The 17,292-nt window shown below is 63.3% G+C and carries 19 protein-coding genes; 11 read left to right on the top strand and 8 right to left on the bottom strand.

Annotated elements, in window-relative coordinates; genetic code table 11:
* Positions 1 to 10: 10 nt before the first annotated feature.
* The 3 genes from FFS45_RS02925 to FFS45_RS02915 form a co-directional block, all read right to left on the bottom strand.
* Entirely contained in the window at positions 11 to 862 is an 852-nt protein-coding gene (locus FFS45_RS02925) for an AraC family transcriptional regulator (RefSeq protein WP_137953203.1), read from the bottom strand.
* A 28-nt stretch (positions 863 to 890) separates the two neighbouring features.
* Positions 891 to 1,604: an alanyl-tRNA editing protein gene (locus FFS45_RS02920; RefSeq protein ID WP_137953202.1), complete on the bottom strand. Its 714-nt coding sequence runs from the start codon at positions 1,602 to 1,604 to the stop codon at positions 891 to 893.
* Positions 1,605 to 1,767: 163 nt separating this feature from the next.
* Entirely contained in the window at positions 1,768 to 2,751 is a 984-nt protein-coding gene (locus FFS45_RS02915) for a helix-turn-helix domain-containing protein (RefSeq protein ID WP_137953201.1), read from the bottom strand.
* A gap of 245 nt (positions 2,752 to 2,996) precedes the next feature.
* Here FFS45_RS02915 and FFS45_RS02910 point away from each other — a divergent pair, with 245 nt between their 5' ends.
* The 10 genes from FFS45_RS02910 (at position 2,997) to FFS45_RS02865 (ending at position 13,384) form a co-directional block, all read left to right on the top strand.
* Positions 2,997 to 3,773, top strand: a complete 777-nt coding sequence (locus FFS45_RS02910) for an SDR family oxidoreductase (RefSeq protein ID WP_137953200.1) — start codon at positions 2,997 to 2,999, stop codon at positions 3,771 to 3,773.
* A 90-nt stretch (positions 3,774 to 3,863) separates the two neighbouring features.
* Positions 3,864 to 5,402 carry an amino acid permease gene (locus FFS45_RS02905; protein WP_137953199.1) on the top strand — a complete coding sequence of 513 codons (1,539 nt, stop codon included), beginning with the start codon at positions 3,864 to 3,866 and terminating at the stop codon, positions 5,400 to 5,402.
* Positions 5,403 to 5,567: 165 nt separating this feature from the next.
* On the top strand, positions 5,568 to 6,050 hold the full coding sequence (locus FFS45_RS02900; protein ID WP_137953198.1) for a MarR family winged helix-turn-helix transcriptional regulator: 483 nt from the start codon (positions 5,568 to 5,570) through the stop codon (positions 6,048 to 6,050).
* A 394-nt stretch (positions 6,051 to 6,444) separates the two neighbouring features.
* Positions 6,445 to 7,443, top strand: coding sequence for an ABC transporter substrate-binding protein (locus tag FFS45_RS02895; RefSeq protein ID WP_137953197.1), 999 nt, complete (start codon positions 6,445 to 6,447; stop codon positions 7,441 to 7,443).
* The gene (locus tag FFS45_RS02890) at positions 7,440 to 8,297 is read left to right on the top strand and encodes an ABC transporter ATP-binding protein (RefSeq protein WP_137953196.1); all 858 of its coding nucleotides are present in this window, start codon (positions 7,440 to 7,442) and stop codon (positions 8,295 to 8,297) included. The genes FFS45_RS02895 and FFS45_RS02890 overlap by 4 nt, the downstream gene beginning before the upstream one ends.
* A 36-nt stretch (positions 8,298 to 8,333) precedes the next feature.
* A complete protein-coding gene (locus FFS45_RS02885; RefSeq protein ID WP_249362567.1) occupies positions 8,334 to 9,083 on the top strand; it encodes an ABC transporter permease in 750 nt (249 codons plus the stop codon).
* Positions 9,084 to 9,109: 26 nt separating this feature from the next.
* On the top strand, positions 9,110 to 9,841 hold the full coding sequence (locus tag FFS45_RS02880) for an ABC transporter permease subunit (RefSeq protein ID WP_137953195.1): 732 nt from the start codon (positions 9,110 to 9,112) through the stop codon (positions 9,839 to 9,841).
* Positions 9,842 to 9,907: 66 nt separating this feature from the next.
* The gene (nadC, locus tag FFS45_RS02875; RefSeq protein WP_137953194.1) at positions 9,908 to 10,744 is read left to right on the top strand and encodes a carboxylating nicotinate-nucleotide diphosphorylase; all 837 of its coding nucleotides are present in this window, start codon (positions 9,908 to 9,910) and stop codon (positions 10,742 to 10,744) included.
* A gap of 41 nt (positions 10,745 to 10,785) precedes the next feature.
* A complete protein-coding gene (gene phnN, locus FFS45_RS02870) occupies positions 10,786 to 12,555 on the top strand; it encodes a phosphonate metabolism protein/1,5-bisphosphokinase (PRPP-forming) PhnN (RefSeq protein ID WP_137953193.1) in 1,770 nt (589 codons plus the stop codon).
* Between the two features lie 25 nt (positions 12,556 to 12,580).
* Positions 12,581 to 13,384, top strand: coding sequence for an FRG domain-containing protein (locus FFS45_RS02865; RefSeq protein ID WP_137953192.1), 804 nt, complete (start codon positions 12,581 to 12,583; stop codon positions 13,382 to 13,384).
* 18 nt (positions 13,385 to 13,402) lie between these two features.
* Here the strand turns inward: FFS45_RS02865 and FFS45_RS02860 are convergent, their stop codons facing one another.
* The 3 genes from FFS45_RS02860 to FFS45_RS02855 form a co-directional block, all read right to left on the bottom strand.
* Positions 13,403 to 13,639, bottom strand: a complete 237-nt coding sequence (locus tag FFS45_RS02860; protein WP_137953191.1) for a hypothetical protein — start codon at positions 13,637 to 13,639, stop codon at positions 13,403 to 13,405.
* 105 nt (positions 13,640 to 13,744) lie between these two features.
* Positions 13,745 to 13,897, bottom strand: a complete 153-nt coding sequence (locus FFS45_RS41565; RefSeq protein ID WP_171029551.1) for a hypothetical protein — start codon at positions 13,895 to 13,897, stop codon at positions 13,745 to 13,747.
* Positions 13,898 to 14,261: 364 nt separating this feature from the next.
* Complete coding sequence (locus FFS45_RS02855; RefSeq protein WP_137953190.1) at positions 14,262 to 14,969, bottom strand: MgtC/SapB family protein; 708 nt, start codon at positions 14,967 to 14,969, stop codon at positions 14,262 to 14,264.
* A 218-nt stretch (positions 14,970 to 15,187) separates the two neighbouring features.
* Here FFS45_RS02855 and FFS45_RS02850 point away from each other — a divergent pair, with 218 nt between their 5' ends.
* Positions 15,188 to 16,435, top strand: a complete 1,248-nt coding sequence (locus FFS45_RS02850; protein WP_137953189.1) for a divalent metal cation transporter — start codon at positions 15,188 to 15,190, stop codon at positions 16,433 to 16,435.
* Between the two features lie 113 nt (positions 16,436 to 16,548).
* Here FFS45_RS02850 and FFS45_RS02845 read toward each other — a convergent pair whose 3' ends face one another.
* The gene (locus FFS45_RS02845) at positions 16,549 to 16,824 is read right to left on the bottom strand and encodes a PAAR domain-containing protein (protein ID WP_137953188.1); all 276 of its coding nucleotides are present in this window, start codon (positions 16,822 to 16,824) and stop codon (positions 16,549 to 16,551) included.
* 30 nt (positions 16,825 to 16,854) lie between these two features.
* Entirely contained in the window at positions 16,855 to 17,286 is a 432-nt protein-coding gene (gene tssE, locus FFS45_RS02840; RefSeq protein ID WP_137953187.1) for a type VI secretion system baseplate subunit TssE, read from the bottom strand.
* Between the last annotated feature and the right edge of the window lie 6 nt (positions 17,287 to 17,292).

Raw genomic sequence — 17,292 nt, 5'->3', positions numbered from 1 at the left:
CGCCGCCTCTCTAGAACGCGGGCTTTAGCGCTGCGTAAGCGCCGGGCGTAATACCGTAAGCGCGCTTGAAGACACGGTTAAGGTGGCTTTGGTCGTAGAAACCTGCGCTGGCGGCTGCGTCCACGGCACTGCGGCCGGCCACCAGCAACTGCTTCGCGGCAATCAGGCGGAGCTGATTTGCGTAGGCGTGGGGCGGCAGCCCGTATTCCTTCCGGAATGCCCGTATCAGGTGATACCGGCTGAGGCTCGCCACCGCCGCCAGCTCGTCGATGGGAATGTCGCGGGCAAACCTGGCCGCGATGTAATCGCGCACGCGCGCCATTTTCTGCGTGTCGCGGCCGAGCGCGTTGACGACAGGTCTTGGCTGACCATAGCGGCCAAAGAGCATGCCCATTGCCGCCCACCAGTTTGCTTGCCGTTCCATCAGCGGCGTTTGGCCGTTCTGGTCCAGACTCGCATGCGCTTTCAACAGGAGCCGGCACAACTGCGGGTCGCAATACAGGCCGGGCGGAATGAACAAGGGCCGGTCGCCGCGCGAGTCGTCGCTGAAGACAGCGCTTAACGCTGCAAGCCCGTGCATATCGAGGTAGATGGCGCGGTAGTGCCACGCCTTATTCTCCCAGACCTCGCCACAGTGATATTCACCGGGCTCGAAAACCAGCACGGTGCCCGCGCCGGATACCTCGCTGCCGGCGCGTGTGCGGCATTCTCCTGCGCCAAACTCAGTCATCACGATCACGAGCTCGTCATGCACGTGGCGCTCGAATTCGTGCGCGCCGTAACGCGCGGTGGCGAGTGCCGCTCCCTCGAGCGCACCGTCGCGCCAGTAAAGAACGTCCTGTTTTGAGCTGCCGCTTGGCATGGCTGCTTCCTGGGTATGTCAAGTTATCCTACGTAAGCTCGATTCGGACGCGGCGATTGCGGCGTCCCTTGTTCTCGATCTTGGTCATGCGGACCGGGCGCGACTGTGCGGTGTTCGTCAGATGCGTGCCTCCGCACGCCTGACGGTCGAGGCCGGCGATCTCGACGATCCGGATTGTTCCGTCCGGCGTGGGCGGCGGCGCGACCGACAGGCTGCGGATCAGTCCGGGTGTCGCCTGGGCTTCGCGCAGGCCGAGGTAGCTGGCGCGCACGTCCAGACCCTGGCGAATGACGTCGTTGAGCGGTCCCTCGAGCGCACGCAAGGCGTCGTTATCGGCCTCAGGCAGATCGAAGTCCATGCGCGCGCTGCCGTCCGCGTTGATCTGCGCGCCCGTCACCAGCGCACCGGCGAACTGCTGGTAGACGAGTGCGTTGAGGATGTGGGTCGCGGTATGCAGTTGCGCAAGCGTCGAGCGCCGTTGCGCGTCGATCGATACATGCAGTTCGCCCGCCAGTTCGAGTGGCGTATCGAGCTCATGCCAGTAGCGGCCGTCCTGCAGCGCCACTGCCACGATGCGCGCTTCTCCATGCGCATGTCTGAGCGTTGCGGTGTCGCAAACCTGACCGCCGCCGCCGGGGTGAAGCGCCGAGCGTGACAGCAGTACGGCGCCGGGCCGCGCTTGAACTACGCTGGCTTCGAACTCGAGCAGATCGGGCTCGTCATGACAAAGATAATGGGGCATCGCAGCAAATCGGCGTCACGCGCACAGGATTTCGATGGGGACAGTATAGTCGGCAGCACGCAGGGTCCGTCTTGGTCAAAAGTGCTGTTTCGCCTGCTTTCTTGTGAGGCGACCCGTGAGACGAGGCGGACTGGACAGAGGGCATGCGCCCTTGGCGGATCGCTTAATCGACGCGGCCTTTAGCGCGCCGAAACGTTTCCGACGGCAACTCGCCGAACTGCTCCCTGTATTCGCTCGAAAAATTTCCAAAGTGCCAGAAGCCCCAGCGCGTAGCCGCCTCGGTGACCGAGGCCGCGCCGCGCAATCCGCGGCGCACGTGGTGCAGGCGCACTGCGCGTATATAGGCCGATGGATTGACGCCAAGCGTCTCTTCGAAGGCGTATTGCAGCGTGCGGCGGCTCGCGCGGAACCGGGCGCACAGTTCCGCGACCGACAGCGGACATTCGGGCGAGGCCTCGACCAGTTCGCGCACGCTGCGCACCAGTTGCCAGTTGCGCGATGTGTGGGCTTCGAGGTGTCCGCGTGGGTCGCTTGCGCGCGCGCCTTGCAGTGTCTCGGCCAGCGCGAAGATCACCGATTTTTCAAATGCGTTGATGACGCCGGGATCGTCCAGCAGGGCCGGCGTGGCGGCAACCGTATCGAGCAGTTGCCTGAGTACCGCGCGAAGTTCTTGCAATAGCGCGGGATTGACGCTGAGCACACCGGGCCTTTGGCCCAGCAGCGGCAACAGTTCATCCAGTTGTGCGCGCACCAGCTTGTCCGCGATCGCGCCCGGTTCGATTTCGAGGTTCACGACCACGTGTTTGTCGGGCGACAGGAATTCGAAGCCGCCATCCCCCGAGAACACGTGCAGGCCATCGCGGTGACTGGTCTGCCCGCAGAGCAATGCATGACCTTCGAGCTGGAACGGAATGCCCACCGCGATCTTTTGCGCCGCAACGTGGCCGCGCTGGTAGACGGCACGGTTCAGGCGCTCCACCAGTACCCGCACGCCACCTGCGCTGATCGAACTGACGGAGCCGTCGAAGGCGCCGCGCGAAATCTGGCAATAGCTCTGATTCCATGCGTCGAGCAGCATGGCCTGTTCATCGATATTGCGGCAACAGTGAATCTCGACGGCAGCACTCGTCCGGTGGTGCGGCGGCATGGCGTCTCCTGTGTCAGTTTTGCTCGCTCCAAAGCCCCGTGGCGCCCAGTGTAAGCGAAAAAAAAGCATGTGACAGATTGATGATATGGGCCGCCTTGCATCAGGCAGCGTCTTTTCATGTAATGAATTTGTCAGGAATGCGAGCGATTTTTTTATACGATTTTTATCTTTTTGCCGATTTTAGATAGTCGCTCATTTTTGCGCGCCCTACCTTGTGCAGAACGGGTACGCACATGAGGTGACGCATGAGCAAGGCGGGCGGCAGGCTGGCCGGCAAGATCGCGATCGTATCGGGGGGCGCCACAGGCGCCGGCGGCGCGGCGTCGCTGCTGTTCGCACAGGAAGGCGCGCAGGTGGCGGTGGTCGATATCAACACCGACGCGGGCGAGGAGATCGTGACGCGGATTCGTGCCGCGGGTGGGGTGGCCGAACTGTTCGCGGCGGATGTCTCGAAGCGCGCCGCAGTGGATGCCGCGGTGGCGGGCGTCATGACGCACTTCGGCCGGGTCGACGTGCTTTTCAATCACGCCGGCAGCATCGTCGTGAAGCCCTTCATCAACACCACCGACGACGACTACGAGTGGCTCATGAACGTGAACGTGAAGAGCATGTTCATGATGACGCGCGCGGTGCTGCCGCACATGCTCGCGGCGGGCGGCGGATCGATCGTCTGCACGGCATCGATTTCGTCGGTCGCGGCCACGCCGCTCGAAGTGCTGTATTGCACCACCAAGGGCGCCTGCGCGATGTTCGCCCGCTCGATCGCCGTCGAGTATCGCGATCGCGGGATTCGCTGCAATGCGGTGTGTCCGGGCTTTATCGACACGCCGCACGGCCGCCGCGAAATTGCCGCGCTGGCGAACTACGGCTTTGACGCCAGCGAGGCCGCACTGTCCGTCCAGCAAGGCCGTTTGTGTGCGCCTGAAGAGGTGGCCAAAGCTGCACTGTTCCTTGCCAGCGACGACGCGAGCTTCGTCAACGGCGCCCATCTGTACGTCGATAACTGCTTTACGGCTGCGTGAGCCGGTAGCACGCCATGCGATCACGCCGAACCGCCTGACCTCCGTATCACCAGGCCGGTTACATCACAACCCTGACTAAAGGATCGCCTTATGGACATCAACACGACCGCGCCTTCGGCCGAGCCTGCCGATAGCGACGTCAAGCTGCTGCATAAAATGGGCTACGCGCAGGAATTGTCCCGGCGCATGGGGGCGTTCTCGAACTTTGCCGTGTCGTTCTCGCTGATCTGCATCCTGTCGGGCGGCATCACTTCGTTCCAGATGGGCTTGTCGGCAGCGGGCGGCGCATCGATCGGGCTTGGCTGGCCGTTAGGCTCCGCGTTCGCACTGATCGTCGCGGCCGCGATGGCGCAGATTGCGTCGTCGTATCCCACGGCGGGCGGCCTGTATCACTGGAGCTCGATTCTCGGCGGTAAAACCTGGGGGTGGCTCACCGCGTGGCTCAATCTGCTGGGTCTCGTGTTCGTCGTCGCGGCGATTAATTACGGCACCTACGATCCGTTTTTCCGCACGCTGATTGCGCCGATGTTCGGCGTGAATCCCGATTCGCTCGGCTGGTGGCAGCAGACCATCTTCCTGACCGTGATCACCGCCTCGCAAGCGTTTCTCAATCATCGCGGCATCCGCATCACGAGCAAGATCACCGACCTGTCCGGCTATCTGATCTTCGCGGTCACGGTGATACTGGTCGTGTCGCTGCTGGTCTACTCGCCGGTCAAGCTGGATCTCTCGCGGCTCTTTACGTTCACCAACTTCACCGGAGTCGATGGCGGCCAGTGGCCGAAGCAGACCATGGCGATGGCGTTCCTGTCCGGCTTGTTGCTGATCGCCTATACGATCACCGGTTTTGACGCCTCCGCCCACACTTCGGAAGAGACCCACCAGGCGGCGCGCAACGTGCCGCGCGGCATTATCGGCTCGGTGTTCTGGTCGACCACCTTTGGCTATGTGATGGTGTGCGCATTCGTGCTGGTGATGCCGGATATCACTGCAGCCGTGAAGCAGGGCACCGGTTTCTTCGAGGCGATTCTCGCGCCGATTCCCACTACGCTGCGCGTTGTGATCGAAGTGCTGATGTTCTTCATCAACTACGTGTGCGGCCTCGCGGCAGTGACCTCCACCTCACGGATGATGTTTGCATTTGCCCGCGATGGCGGTTTGCCTGCGTCAAAGTGGCTGCGCAAGGTCAATGCTTCGCATCGCACGCCCGGCGCTGCGATCTGGACCTCGGCGGTGCTCGCTATCGTGGTGACGCTGTATGGCGACGCCTTCACCGTGCTGAGCGCGGGCAGCGCCGTGTTCCTGTTTATTTCCTATGCGATGCCGGTTGCCGCGGGGATTTTCGCCGAAGGCCGCACGTGGACGGAAAAGGGACCGTTCCAGCTTGGCATGCTGTCCAAACCGTTCGCGATAGGTGCGGTCATCGGTGCGCTGGTGCTGGCCTACGTCGGCATGCAGCCGCCGAATCAGAAAGTCGTGTACGTTCTCGCCGGACTGCTGATCGTGCTGCTGGCGATCTGGTACGGCGCAGGTGTGCGCAAGAGTTTCGCCGGTCCGCCGCTCGCGGGCTTGTCGAAGGAACGCGAGCGCGAGCTGAGCGGCATGGAGGGGCAATTGGGCGAAAGCTGATCGCGTCTCGTCATCCCGGGTAATTCTTTATCACGCCGCCGGTTTGTTACGCAAACCGGCGGCGCCTGCCTGCTGTTTCCGAAAATCTTTGTAGAATGGCGCTGTCCTGCCCAGTGTCCAGCCCCGCTTCGATCCACGACAACACCTTCAAGAGATCTATCGATCATGGCGCCGCCCAAGTCCCCTTCCGAGCCGACGCCACCCACCGGGTTCGATATTTCCCGCTATGAGTTCTCCGAGCAGATCGGTCATTTGTTGCGCCGGGCCTACCAGCGGCATCTGGCGATCTTCGCCCAGACAATCGACGATCCGCAACTGACTGCTGTCCAGTTCGCCGTGCTCAGTGCGAACCGGCGGCTCGGACCTTCTTCGATGAGCGATCTCGGCAAGGCCACAGCCATCGACGGGGCGACCGTGCGCGGCATCATCGAACGCCTGCAGGCGCGCGGGCTGATGGAGTTGCAGGCCAATCAGGACGATCGGCGCAAAAGCGTGGTCGACCTGACGGAGCGCGGCCGGCAACTGCTCGATGTGACCACCCCGACCGCTGCGCATATCAGCGAGCTGACCATGAGCGACCTGAACGCCGTCGAGCGGGTGGCCGTGCTCTATCTGTTGCGCAAGCTCTGCGGCCCCGATCTGGAATGAAGCAGGGGGCGGCTGCCATTGCGGCAGCGGCGCTCGCGAGTCTTGTACCCAATCCCCCGGTATCGGTGCAGCGTGCACCAGGCATGGGCTGAATCCGTGCGGTGCGCATTTATAGTGTGTACATGTTTTTTAGTGGTGCAGCCTGATTTCAGGCGCGCACCCGGCCGCGGCGCCAAAAGCACGCTCGTTCAAAACTAAGAGCATTGAATTTAAAGGGTTTGGAGCGCTTATGCCGCTAAAAACGCCGTCTCGGGTAAACACGGTTAACAGTGGCATGCTCATTGCGACTAAGCTTCCAATTACCGCGTGTACGCTCATTTGGCACTTTTAGTCGAGCGTTCTGGCGGTGCACCGCTACTATAGCCATCTGATTTCAAGGTCGGGAGTGCTCTATATGAAGTGGTTCGTCAGACGGATCGGGGCGACGCTTGGTGCGTCGCTGGTGCTATTGGTGGCTGGCTTGATGGGTGGGCCGGTGTCGCAGGCGGACGAAATCTCCGTCACGCAGTGGGGCAGCAGCCTGTACGGTCTTCCGTATGCCGTTGCGATGGACAAGGGTCTCTTCAAGAAGGCCGGCGCCGACATCACCGGCATTCTGACGTCGAGCGGCGGTGGCACGACGGTGCGCAATATCCTCGCCAGCAAGACGCCGTACGGCGAAGTCGCCGTGGCGGCCGCGCTTGCCGCGCAACGGCAAGGTCTGGATCTGGTGATCGTGAACGTGGGCACACGCAGCGTTGCGGAAGCCTCGATGGTCACGATGCCCACCACCAACGTGCAAAGCGTCGCGGACCTGGCCGGCAAGAAGGTCGCGATTACCTCGCCCAAGGGCGTCTCCGAAATGCTGCTGCTGATGGTGCTCAAGCAAAAGGGCATCGACGCAGGCAAGGTGACCCGCGTCGCCTCGGGTGGCTATGTCAACGGTCTGACGATGCTGGAACAAGGGGCGGTTTCCGGCGCCGTGCTGATCGAACCGCTTTCGATTGTGCGCAAGGCCAGCTACCGCACCGTGTACCGGGCGGGTGACATCCTGCAACCGATGACCACCTCGGTCGGCATCACCACGCGCGAATTCGCCAAGGCCCATCCCGACGAACTGCGCGCCATCATTGCCGGGCGCCGCGCCGGGGTGGATGCGGTTTACGCCGACCCGGCCGGCGCTGCGAAGCTGCTGCAAACGAGTTTCAAGCTTACGCCGGACGTCGCACGCGAAGCCGTGGACAACATGGTCAAGTCGCGCATGTGGAGCGAAGGCGAATTCGATCGCGCCGAGCTCGACCGCATGACGGAAGGCCTGAAGCTCGTTGGCGAACTGAATGGCGATGTCGACTGGCCGAAGCTTGTCGATACCAGCTTCCTGCCCGCTGATCTGAAAGCGAAGAGCACGCTATGAAAGCACGCAACGGTCATCCAACGCTGCAGGTCGTCGAGTCGCCTGCACAGCACGAGCCGGCCACGCCTGAGGCGCACGTCGAACTCACCGGCGTCACGCGCTATTTCACGCGCAGCAATTCCCGGGAATTGTTCCATGCGCTCGGGCCCATCGATCTCACGTTGACCAAGGGCGAGTTTTTCTCGGTGGTCGGGCCGTCCGGGTGTGGCAAGTCTACTTTGCTCGATGCGCTTGCCGGGCTCGCCACGCCGAGTTCCGGCACAGTGATGTTCGAAGGCCAGCCCGTGAAAGGCGTACCCGATGGAGTGGGCGTCGTGTTCCAGGAGGATGCGTCCTTTCCGTGGCTGAATCTGCGCGACAACATTTCGTTCGGGCTGCGCATGGCAGGGGTGGACGGCGCGGAGATCAAGCGCCGGGTCGACTATGCGATGGGCTTCATGGGCCTGAAGGACTTCGCCAGCGCCTACCCGTCGCAGTTGTCGGGCGGCATGCGCCAGCGCGTGTGCATCGCCAGAACGCTGGTCTTGCAGCCGCGCCTGATTCTGCTCGATGAGCCGTTCGGCGCGCTCGACCAGCAGACGCGCTTGCTGATGGGCGACGAGCTGCTGCGTCTGTGGCGCGAAACCTCGGCAACGGTGCTATTGATTACCCATGCGCTCGACGAGGCCGCGATGCTGTCCGACCGGGTTGGCGTGATGTCGGCGCGGCCGGGGCTTTTCATCGATATCGTCGAAACCGGCTGGGAGCGCTCGCGCGACAGCCGGATTGTCTCGACGCCGCGTTTCGGCGAGATCAACGCCCGCCTGTGGGAAAAGCTGCGCGTCGAATCGTTGAAGGTGATGGGCGCGCACTAGGCGCGCGGTTTTTTCCTGCGAACCCGGGAGTTCGAAGTGAAGGCCGAAAGTCTGATCCGTATTGCTGTGGTGGCCGGCTTCGTCGTGCTGATCGAGCTGCTGTGCCGTAGCGGCATGATTGCGTCCAGCGTGCTGATTCCACCGTCCGCGATGTTCGCGCACGGTATCGACCTGTTGCGCGAAGGCAAATTCGACCACGACATCGTCACGAGCCTCTTCAATATTGTCGCCGCGTCGATCGTCTCCGTGCTGCTCGGTTTTGTGCTGGGTCTGGGCATTCACGCGCTGCCGTCGGTGCGGCGCTCAATCGAGCCGCTGCTATCGAGTTACTACGCGATCCCCACCTTCATCTTTTATCCGGTCTTTATCGTCGTCCTCGGTATCGGCTCGCTGCCCATCATCGCGATTGCCGTGATGCTCTCGGTCGTCACCATGATCACCGCGACGCTGAACGGGCTGGACCGCATTCCGCGCGCCCTGCATAAGAGCGCCCAGGTGATGCGGCTTTCGCCATGGCGCTCGGCGATCTACATCAAGCTGCCCGCCACGCTGCCGTATCTGTTCACCGGCGTGAAGCTCGCGGTGGCGTATGCGTTCATTGGCGTGATCGCATCGGAATTCATTCTGTCCGGTTCGGGCATCGGCTACGCAATCGGTTATGCATACAACAACTTCCAGAACGACGACATGTACTCGCTGATGCTGTTCGTGCTCGTGCTGGTGACGCTGGTCAACGTCGTGCTGAACCGGATCGACCAGCGGTTTCAGGCACGCCGGCAGCGCTAGGCGTGCGGATACCAGGAGGCACCGTCATGAAACGATTCGTCGATCCGCTGCTTGTCGCGCTAGCCATCGTTGTGTGCTGGCAGTGCCTGCACTGGGCGGTGGGCAACAGCTCCCTCAGTTCGCCGTGGAGCACGCTCGGGGCGCTGCTGCAGATGCTCGGCACAACGGCGTTCTGGGACAACGTCGGCGAGACCGCCAGGGCGCTTGCCTACGCACTTGTCATTGCATTGGCCGGCGGCGTGACGCTGGGTGTGCTGCTAGGCGTGAACCGCCTGTCCGGCCTCGTCGCGGAACCGATCCTGCTGAATCTTTACTCGCTGCCCAAGGTCACCTTGTATCCGCTGGTGCTGCTCGTGTTCGGGCTCGGCCTGTCGGCGAAAGTGGCGTTCGGCGTGATGCACGGGCTGATCCCGATCCTGATGTTCACGATGAACGCGATCCGCCAGATGCGGCCGGTGTACCTGCGTGCGTCGAAGACCATGCGCCTCTCGTTTGTCCGCACGATTGTTCATGTCGTGCTGCCGGCCATCTTCCCGGAAGTGGTGGCCGGCTTGCGGCTCGGCTTCTCGTTGACCTTGCTCGGCGTGCTGATCGGCGAGATGTTCGCCTCGCAACGCGGGCTCGGCTACGTCTTGACGAGTGCCATGAACCTGGGCGATATCCGCACGATCATGGCCGTCGCGCTGTTTCTGACGGTATTCGCACTGTCCTGCAATGGCTTGCTGATGATGGCCGACCGGCGCCTGAAGCATCGCTGAGCGCTGTGTCATACGTTGTTGTGAACGATCGATTCCATTTCATTTATCCAGAAAGGTAGAGAGAACATGTATGACGTATTCCAGACGGATCGCCTGATCGACCTTTGGCTGACCGAAGACATCGGCTATTGCGACCTCACTGCCCAGTTGATGATCGAGGCGGACGAGACCGGCGCCTTTTTCATGAACGCGCGCGAGCCGCTGATTGTGGCGGGCATCGACATTGCCGCGCGCATCTTCAAGCGCTATGACCCGTCGCTCGAAGTCGTGGTGCGCGTGAAAGACGGCGAGAAGGTTGGGCCGGGCGCGGTGCTGCTCGACGTGAGCGGCACGGCGCGCAGTGTGCTGACGGCGGAGCGCACGGCGCTCAATATCGTGCAGCGCCTGTCGGGCATCGCCAACCTGACCGAGCAGTATGTTGCGGCGGTGGCGGGCACGCGGGCGCGCCTGATCGATACGCGCAAGACTACCCCCGGTCTGCGCATGCTCGAAAAGCACGCGGTCACCTGCGGCGGCGGCCTGAATCACCGGCTTGGCCTCGACAACGGCGTGATGATCAAGGACAACCATATTGCCGTGTGCGGCGGCATCGCCAAGGCCGTGCAGCGTGCGCGCCGCCAGTTGCCGGTGCTGACGAAGCTGGAAGTCGAATGCGACCGCCTCGATCAGGTCAAGGAGGCGCTCGAAGCGGGTGTCGACGTGATCATGCTCGACAATATGTCGGTCGAGGACATGCGCAGCGCGGTGGAGATCGTCGGTGGGCGCGTACTGCTGGAGGCGTCGGGCGGCATCAGCCTTGCGACCATCGGCGCGATTGCCCGGACCGGCGTCGATTACATCTCCACCAGCAAGATCAATCAGGCGGCAGCGTGTGTCGACATTGGTCTGGACGAGGCCGAGTAATGGTCACGTCAGTGGTCAACTCGATGGTCAACTAAGCGGCCATGGCCTCCGGCATTTTTTTCTTCGTGGTCGGTCCGAGCGGCGCCGGCAAGGACGCGCTGATCGAGGGTGCGCGCCACCTCGCGGATCGGTTCTGCTTCGCGCGCCGGGTGATTACCCGGCCTGCCGGATCTCCCGGTGAGAATCACGAAGCGCTCGATGAGGCGGGCTTCGCCGAACTGGAGCGCACGGGTGCCTTCCTGATTACGTGGGCCGCACACGGTTTGCGCTATGGCTTGCGGCGCGATCTGCTGGACGTATTGGCCAATGGCCGGCATGTCATTGCGAACGGCTCGCGCGGCATGATTGCGACGTTGGCGGCGCGCGTGCCGCATCTGGTGGTGATCGAAGTGAGCGCGCCGCCCGAGGTGCTGGCCGCGCGGATTCTGGCTCGCGGGCGCGAGACGCCGGAGCAGGTGCGGCTGAGGGTGCAGCGCCAGGTGGAGCCGCATGGGGCGGATGTGCCCACAGTGCAGGTTGCCAACGACGGCACGCTGCAGCAAGGCATCGAGCGTTTCGTCGCGGCGCTCGAACGCGCAATTCTGCCGCCGCCGGCGAGCGCACCGTTCCTGCATGCCAAGCTGGCCGGCGATGCGCTCAACGAAGCACAATACGACGCGCTGTTCGACGACATGCTCGCGCTGCGTTATGCCGAGCGCGATATCAACCGCTTTCTGCTGCATGCGTGCGAGCACCTGAGCGACGCGGAAGTGCTGGCGCTCGCCAAAGCGCGGGCGAAGCTGATGCCCCGGATCGCCTGGAACGAGCCCATCGTCGTCGACAAGCATTCGATGGGCGGCATCCCCGGCAGCCGGATCACGCTGATCGTGGCGCCGATCGTTGCGGCTTACGGTCTGGCGATGCCCAAGACGTCCTCGCGCGCCATTACCTCGGCCGCCGGCACCGCCGACGCCATGGAGACCGTCGCTCGCGTGGACCTGACGGCGGAGGAGGTGCGGCGCTGCGTCGACGAAGCGCGGGCTTGCATTGCCTGGAACGGCCGCCTGAATCATTCGCTGATCGACGAGCGCATCAATGCATTTACACGGCCGCTTGGGCTGGCGTCCAACCGCTGGTCAGTGGCGTCGATCTTGTCGAAAAAACGCTCTGCCGGATCGACTCACGTGATTGTCGATCTTCCATGCGGGCCGCGCGCCAAGCTGAAAACCGCCGAAGAAGCGCACGCGCTCGGGGCGTTGTTTGAATATGTCGGCAGGGGGCTCGGGTTGACGGTCAAGGCGCTGGTGACCGACGGCACGGCGCCGGTCGGACGCGGCATTGGCCCGGCGCTGGAGGTGCGCGACGTGGGCCTGGTACTCGATAATCATGCCGATGCACCTGGCGACTTGCGTGACAAGGCACTGACATTTGCCTCGCATATTCTAGCGTGGGCGCCCGCGGTGCAGGATGTGGCCGAGGGCCGGCGGCTCGCCGAAACGCTGCTGGCGAGCGGCGCGGCGCGCGCGGCGTTCGAGCGGATCGTCGATGCGCAGGGCAGGCGCGCCTCGCCCGTCTTGCCGGCACGGCAGATGTACGCCGTCGCCGCCGCGCATGCCGGCGTTATCACGTCGATCGACGGATGGCTGATCGCAGAGATTGCGCGTGAGGCCGGCGCGCCGGCGGACGCCGGAGCCGGCATCGACCTGCTGTGCAGGGTCGGACAAACGGTAGCGGCAGGCGACGCGCTGTATCGGGTCCACGCCAGCGACAGCGCCGCGCTCGAACGCGCGATGCGCGCGGCGGCGCGCGATTCGGCCTGCAGGATCGAGTGAAAGAACTGAGTGAGGTATACCCAAGGTGAAGACGACGGTGGTTTCGAGCTGGCAGCAGTTCATGAGCCTGACTGCCGAGCTCGACGGCTGGGCATTTCGAGGTCAGCAGGATGCCAACTGGCTGTTGCAGAGTTCGCTGTCACGCTACCTGGCGGCGTTTGTGCCGGACCGCTCGACATGGCAGATTCAGGAGCAGCGCGCTATCCGCATTTTTCGCCGCAAGGCCCACAACTATCTGTCCGACGTGCGCGCGCTCTCGGACGATCTGCGCTGCCTCGGGCTGATGCAGCACCACGGCGCACCGACACGGATGCTCGATTTCACCAAGTCGCCTTTCGTTGCAGCTTTCTTTGCGCTGGAGCGTGCGGTGTCGGATGCGGCAATTTTCGCGGTGAATACGCCGGCGTTGTGGACCAACCGCGCCATTCCGGAGAGCACGCCGCATCTGACTCGCGACATGATCGATCCGCGCCGCAAAGGCAACTTCGAGAAATTTTTCCTCACCGACAAGAATCCGGTGATCTGGTTCGGCGAGCCCTCGGAGATGGACCAGCGGCTGATCGCGCAGGCCGGCACCTTTGTGTTGCCGGGTTTGCTGCAGGAGCCGCTCGATGAGATCCTCAACAATTATTCCAGTGACGACGAGCTGCTGCGGAAAATCGTCTTGCCTCGCTCGGTTCGCGACGACGCGATGCGCGCGCTGTACCGGATGAACATTACCAACGCATCGTTGTTTCCGGATCTGGAGGGGCTCGCGCGCTCGATCGCACTGGAGCTGGAGATGGTCTGGCCGACAACTGGCAGGATGGCGCCGCAGACAGGGCAATAGGGCCGTTGGCCGTTTGCCCTAGCGAGCGCCGAGCACGCGCAGCACCGCATTGCCTTCATCGGTAATCGCGAAGCGCGCTTTGCCCTGTCCCGCGTCCACCACCTGGGCGAGGCCTGCCTCGCGGAGCGCGGCTACGTCGGGCGTTGCCGCCATCACATCGACAGGCGCCTGAAGCAGCACCAGAAGCGTGGCGATTTCATGCGCGCTCAGATACCGCGTGCCGGCGGTTCTGTTATTGAGTTGGGTTGCCTGCATGGCAAACATCCTTTCGGTAGCGCCCGTGCATAACGTTGGGTGAGGCTGCACGGCGCTGCAATGCCTGATTGACCGGCTGGCCGCCCGCGAACGGGCCGCACGGTGCTACGAGATGCTACGGGAGGAGAGCGCTTTGAGGCGCTGCCAGAATGCCGCCAGGCCACGCGGCTGCGCGGCATGCAGCGCGAGCATTTCGTCGTAGTGACCACGCGAATCCTGGACGTGGGGCAGTTGGGACAGCAGCAGGCCAAAGTTCATGATATTTCTCCGTGCATATGGCTTAGGGCGGCTGGGGCCGCCTGGTTTTGCCTGGCGCCGCTTGCTGCGGCTCAAGGTCCGCCGGACGGGCGCGCAAGAGCATCGCGTCCATCTGGCGCAAATCGTGGTGCACGGAGAGCAATGCTACGGCGCGCACCGTCTGCCTGCTGGCAAGACGGCGGCTGGGGAAGAGAGCGCGAACGTCCTGCTGGTCAGGCAGAGTAACTGCTAAACATGCCTCGACATCGACTAGACAAGGTCGGAGTCCTCTGGTTGACGTTGCTGAGATTTTAGGCCTGTTGCAAATCGGGCAGCAAGTAAAAAGGCTGTAAAGACCATGTGGGCGCCCTGCAAGCTGCGCCGGCTATTCCGGCGTCGGCTCCGCGTCGAGCGCGGTCCAGCTCACGCTCGAGATGCCCTTTTCCATGCTCAGGCGGCTGGCGATCTGCTCCAGCTTGGGCTGGTCTTTGGGATGCAGTTTCAGCGTGGCGGTGACTTCGATGCGCTGCGGATTGTTCTCGTAGTCGCGGCTGGTGAGGCTCTGGAACGACAGCGGCGTCGACGACATCGAATTGGACAGCGTCGCACGGATATGGACTTCGTCCTCTTCGCGGCACACTACGGTCAGCGTGTATTCGCGCACCAGATCTGCTGCCGATACCGGCGCCGTATTGATCGCGCGGCTGAGTTCGCGCAGCACGGTGTTGGTCAGCAGCACAATCGCGGTTCCGGCGAGGGCCGGGCCGAAGTGTCCTGCACCGCATAAAACGCCGACCGCGCCCGAACACCACAGGGTAGCGGCCGTATTGATGCCCTGTATCGAACCCTTGTCGCGCATGATCACGCCGCCGCCCAGGAAGCCGATGCCGGACACCACATAGGCGGCGATCTGGGTGACCCCGGTGGAGCCGTTGCCCGTCAGCACGCCCAGCGTGACAAACAGGCACGCGCCGCTCGCGACGAGGGTGATCGTGCGCAGTCCCGCCGTGCGCTGCCGCATCTGGCGCTCGAAGCCGATGGCGACGCCGCAGGCGAATGCAGCAAGCAGGCGCAGGACAAAGTCGAGGGTCATGTGTTTCGGGGCGTCCGGGGTGGGTGAAGTATAGGCTAGCTGCAGGAGGGAGTTGCAGGGAGTGGCGGCAGGGCAGCGCGGCAGCGGCGCTGGCGGCGTATCCTGCTATCGTACGGTGTCTCGCCGCTTTCAGGTAGGCAAACTGGCGCTGCGGCGTGCCCTGCGGCGCGAGATTCGGCGCGCTTGCCTCACTCAACCTTTGTATCCTGTTAGAACGCATGTCCGGTGCACCGCTGTCCAAACCGAAGCCCTCACTCAATCTGCGCTGGCTCGCCTTATGGGGCCCGGGCCTCCTCGTCATGCTGGCCGATTGCGATGCCGGCAATGTCGTCACCGCGGCACAGGCGGGCGCCCAATGGGGCCTGCAACTGCTGGTGGTGCTGCTTGGCCTGATTCCCCTGCTGTATATGGTCCAGGAACTCACGGTGCGGCTTGGCATCTTCACCGGCCGCGGGCATGGTGAGCTGATCCGTTCGAACTTCGGCGCGCTCTGGGCGTGGGTCTCCGCGGCCGGGCTGGTGATTGCGGTGCTGGGTTCGCTGGTCACCGAGTTCACCGGGGTAGCGGGTATCGGCGAGATGTACGGGGTGTCGCGCTCTGTCACGCTGCCGCTTGCCGTGCTTGCCCTGATCGCGGTGGTGCTGACCGGGTCGCACAAGCGCGTCGACAAGGCCGCGATGCTGATCGGCGCGTTCGAGCTGACGTTCTTCGTGGTGGCTTGGAAGGCTCACCCGGATATGCGCGACGCGGTCCGGCAAATGAAGAGCCTGCCGTTGGGCAACAGCCAGTTTGCCTATATGGCGGCAGCGCTGATTGGCGCGACCTTCAATCCGTGGATGGTGTTCTATCAGCAAGCCGCCGTCGCCGACAAGAAACTCACCGCGCAAGACTATGGAGCGGCCCGAACGGAAACAGCGTTGGGTGCGGTCCTCACGCAGTTGTTGACGGCAGCGGTGCTGGTTGCTGCCGCTGCCACGCTGGCAGGCGACGGCAAATCGCACACGCTGGACAGCGTGGGAGAGATCAGCAACGCGCTCGCGACCGTGGTGGGACCGCAGGCGGGCCGTGTCCTGTTCAGTGCGGGCGTGCTCGGCGCCTCGATGGTAGCCGCGATTGTCTGCTCGCTCTCGCTTGCCTGGGGCCTGGGCGAAGTGGCGGGCTACAAGCACTCGCTCGAAGACCGGCCGACTGGTGCACCGTGGTTCTACGGCGTGTATGTGGCCTCGGTCGCGGGCAGCGCGTACCTGGTCTGGCTGGCGCCCAACCTCGTCACCTTGAACGTCGCGGCCCAGGTGGTGAACGCCTTGATGTTGCCGCTGGTGGTCGGTTTGCTGATTGCACTTAGCGTGACCTCGCTTCCTGAAGCGCACCGCCCGCGCGGTATTTATCTGTGGCTGGTGTCGGGCGTTGCCGCGGTCGTCAGCATTGCCGGGATCGTCGGTGCGGTGTGGGGGATGATGTCGTGAGGCGGGTGGCGTCTGCGCCCTGTGCCCTGTGCAGTGCTTGCCGGAACGCTTCGCGGGCATGGATAGACTGACGGGTTCTATCGACTGCGCGCGACACTATCGCCGGATCATCATTACTCGTCGTAGAACTCCGAACGGGCGATCACGCGGTTGATGCCGCGCGGGCACTGACACGCGACTATATCGTTGTCCTTCACGGCCGTTGCACCTGTCAGCCCCCAGTTCTTCGCCGTGCCCAGCATCGGTCCGTTGTGTCCGCAGCGCCCGCATGACGCGAGTCCTCCATCTTTCGCAAGCGCCCCGTTCTCGTCGGAGAAGTCCTCGTCACCGTCCAGCACCTCGCCCCCGGTCGTCGTCCTGTTACCCTTGACTGCCAGCATCGTTACCATGCCATGCTCCCTGGTGGGGTGGAAAAAACGTCAATACTGATCGATCGATGCCTGCAGCATCCGCAGGCGGGTCTTGCCGTCAGGCGTAAACACCGTGTCAAACCGCACGAGCCCTTCCTTGTGCAGGTGGCAGGCCAGCGTGAAGCTGACCGTCATGCCAGGCTCCGGGGCCTGCACCTCGATCTCGACCGCCTTCAGGCGTGGCTCGTATTTGAGCAGCGTCGCTTCGATGGCGTTGCGAAGCCTGTGCGTCGACGAAGGCAGATTCCGGTAGATTTCCGACAGATCATCGAGCCCGAAGTCCGGCAGGTGCGCAAGCGAGCGGCGCCGGCTGTTCAGGATGCGCTCGATGTTGTCCCGCACCGAGAGAAACGTCTGTTCCTCCAGCGTGAAATCGCTTACGGCTGCTCCGTCGGCGAAATACCCGGTGATGCGCTCGAAAAGTCCAGGTCCTGTACGCATGGGCAC

Origin of the sequence: Burkholderia sp. 4M9327F10 (assembly GCF_005503145.1) — a bacterium.
Classification (GTDB): domain Bacteria; phylum Pseudomonadota; class Gammaproteobacteria; order Burkholderiales; family Burkholderiaceae; genus Paraburkholderia.
The sequence above is the reverse complement of the archived record's forward strand: the minus strand, read 5'-3'. Positions and strand labels throughout refer to the sequence as shown.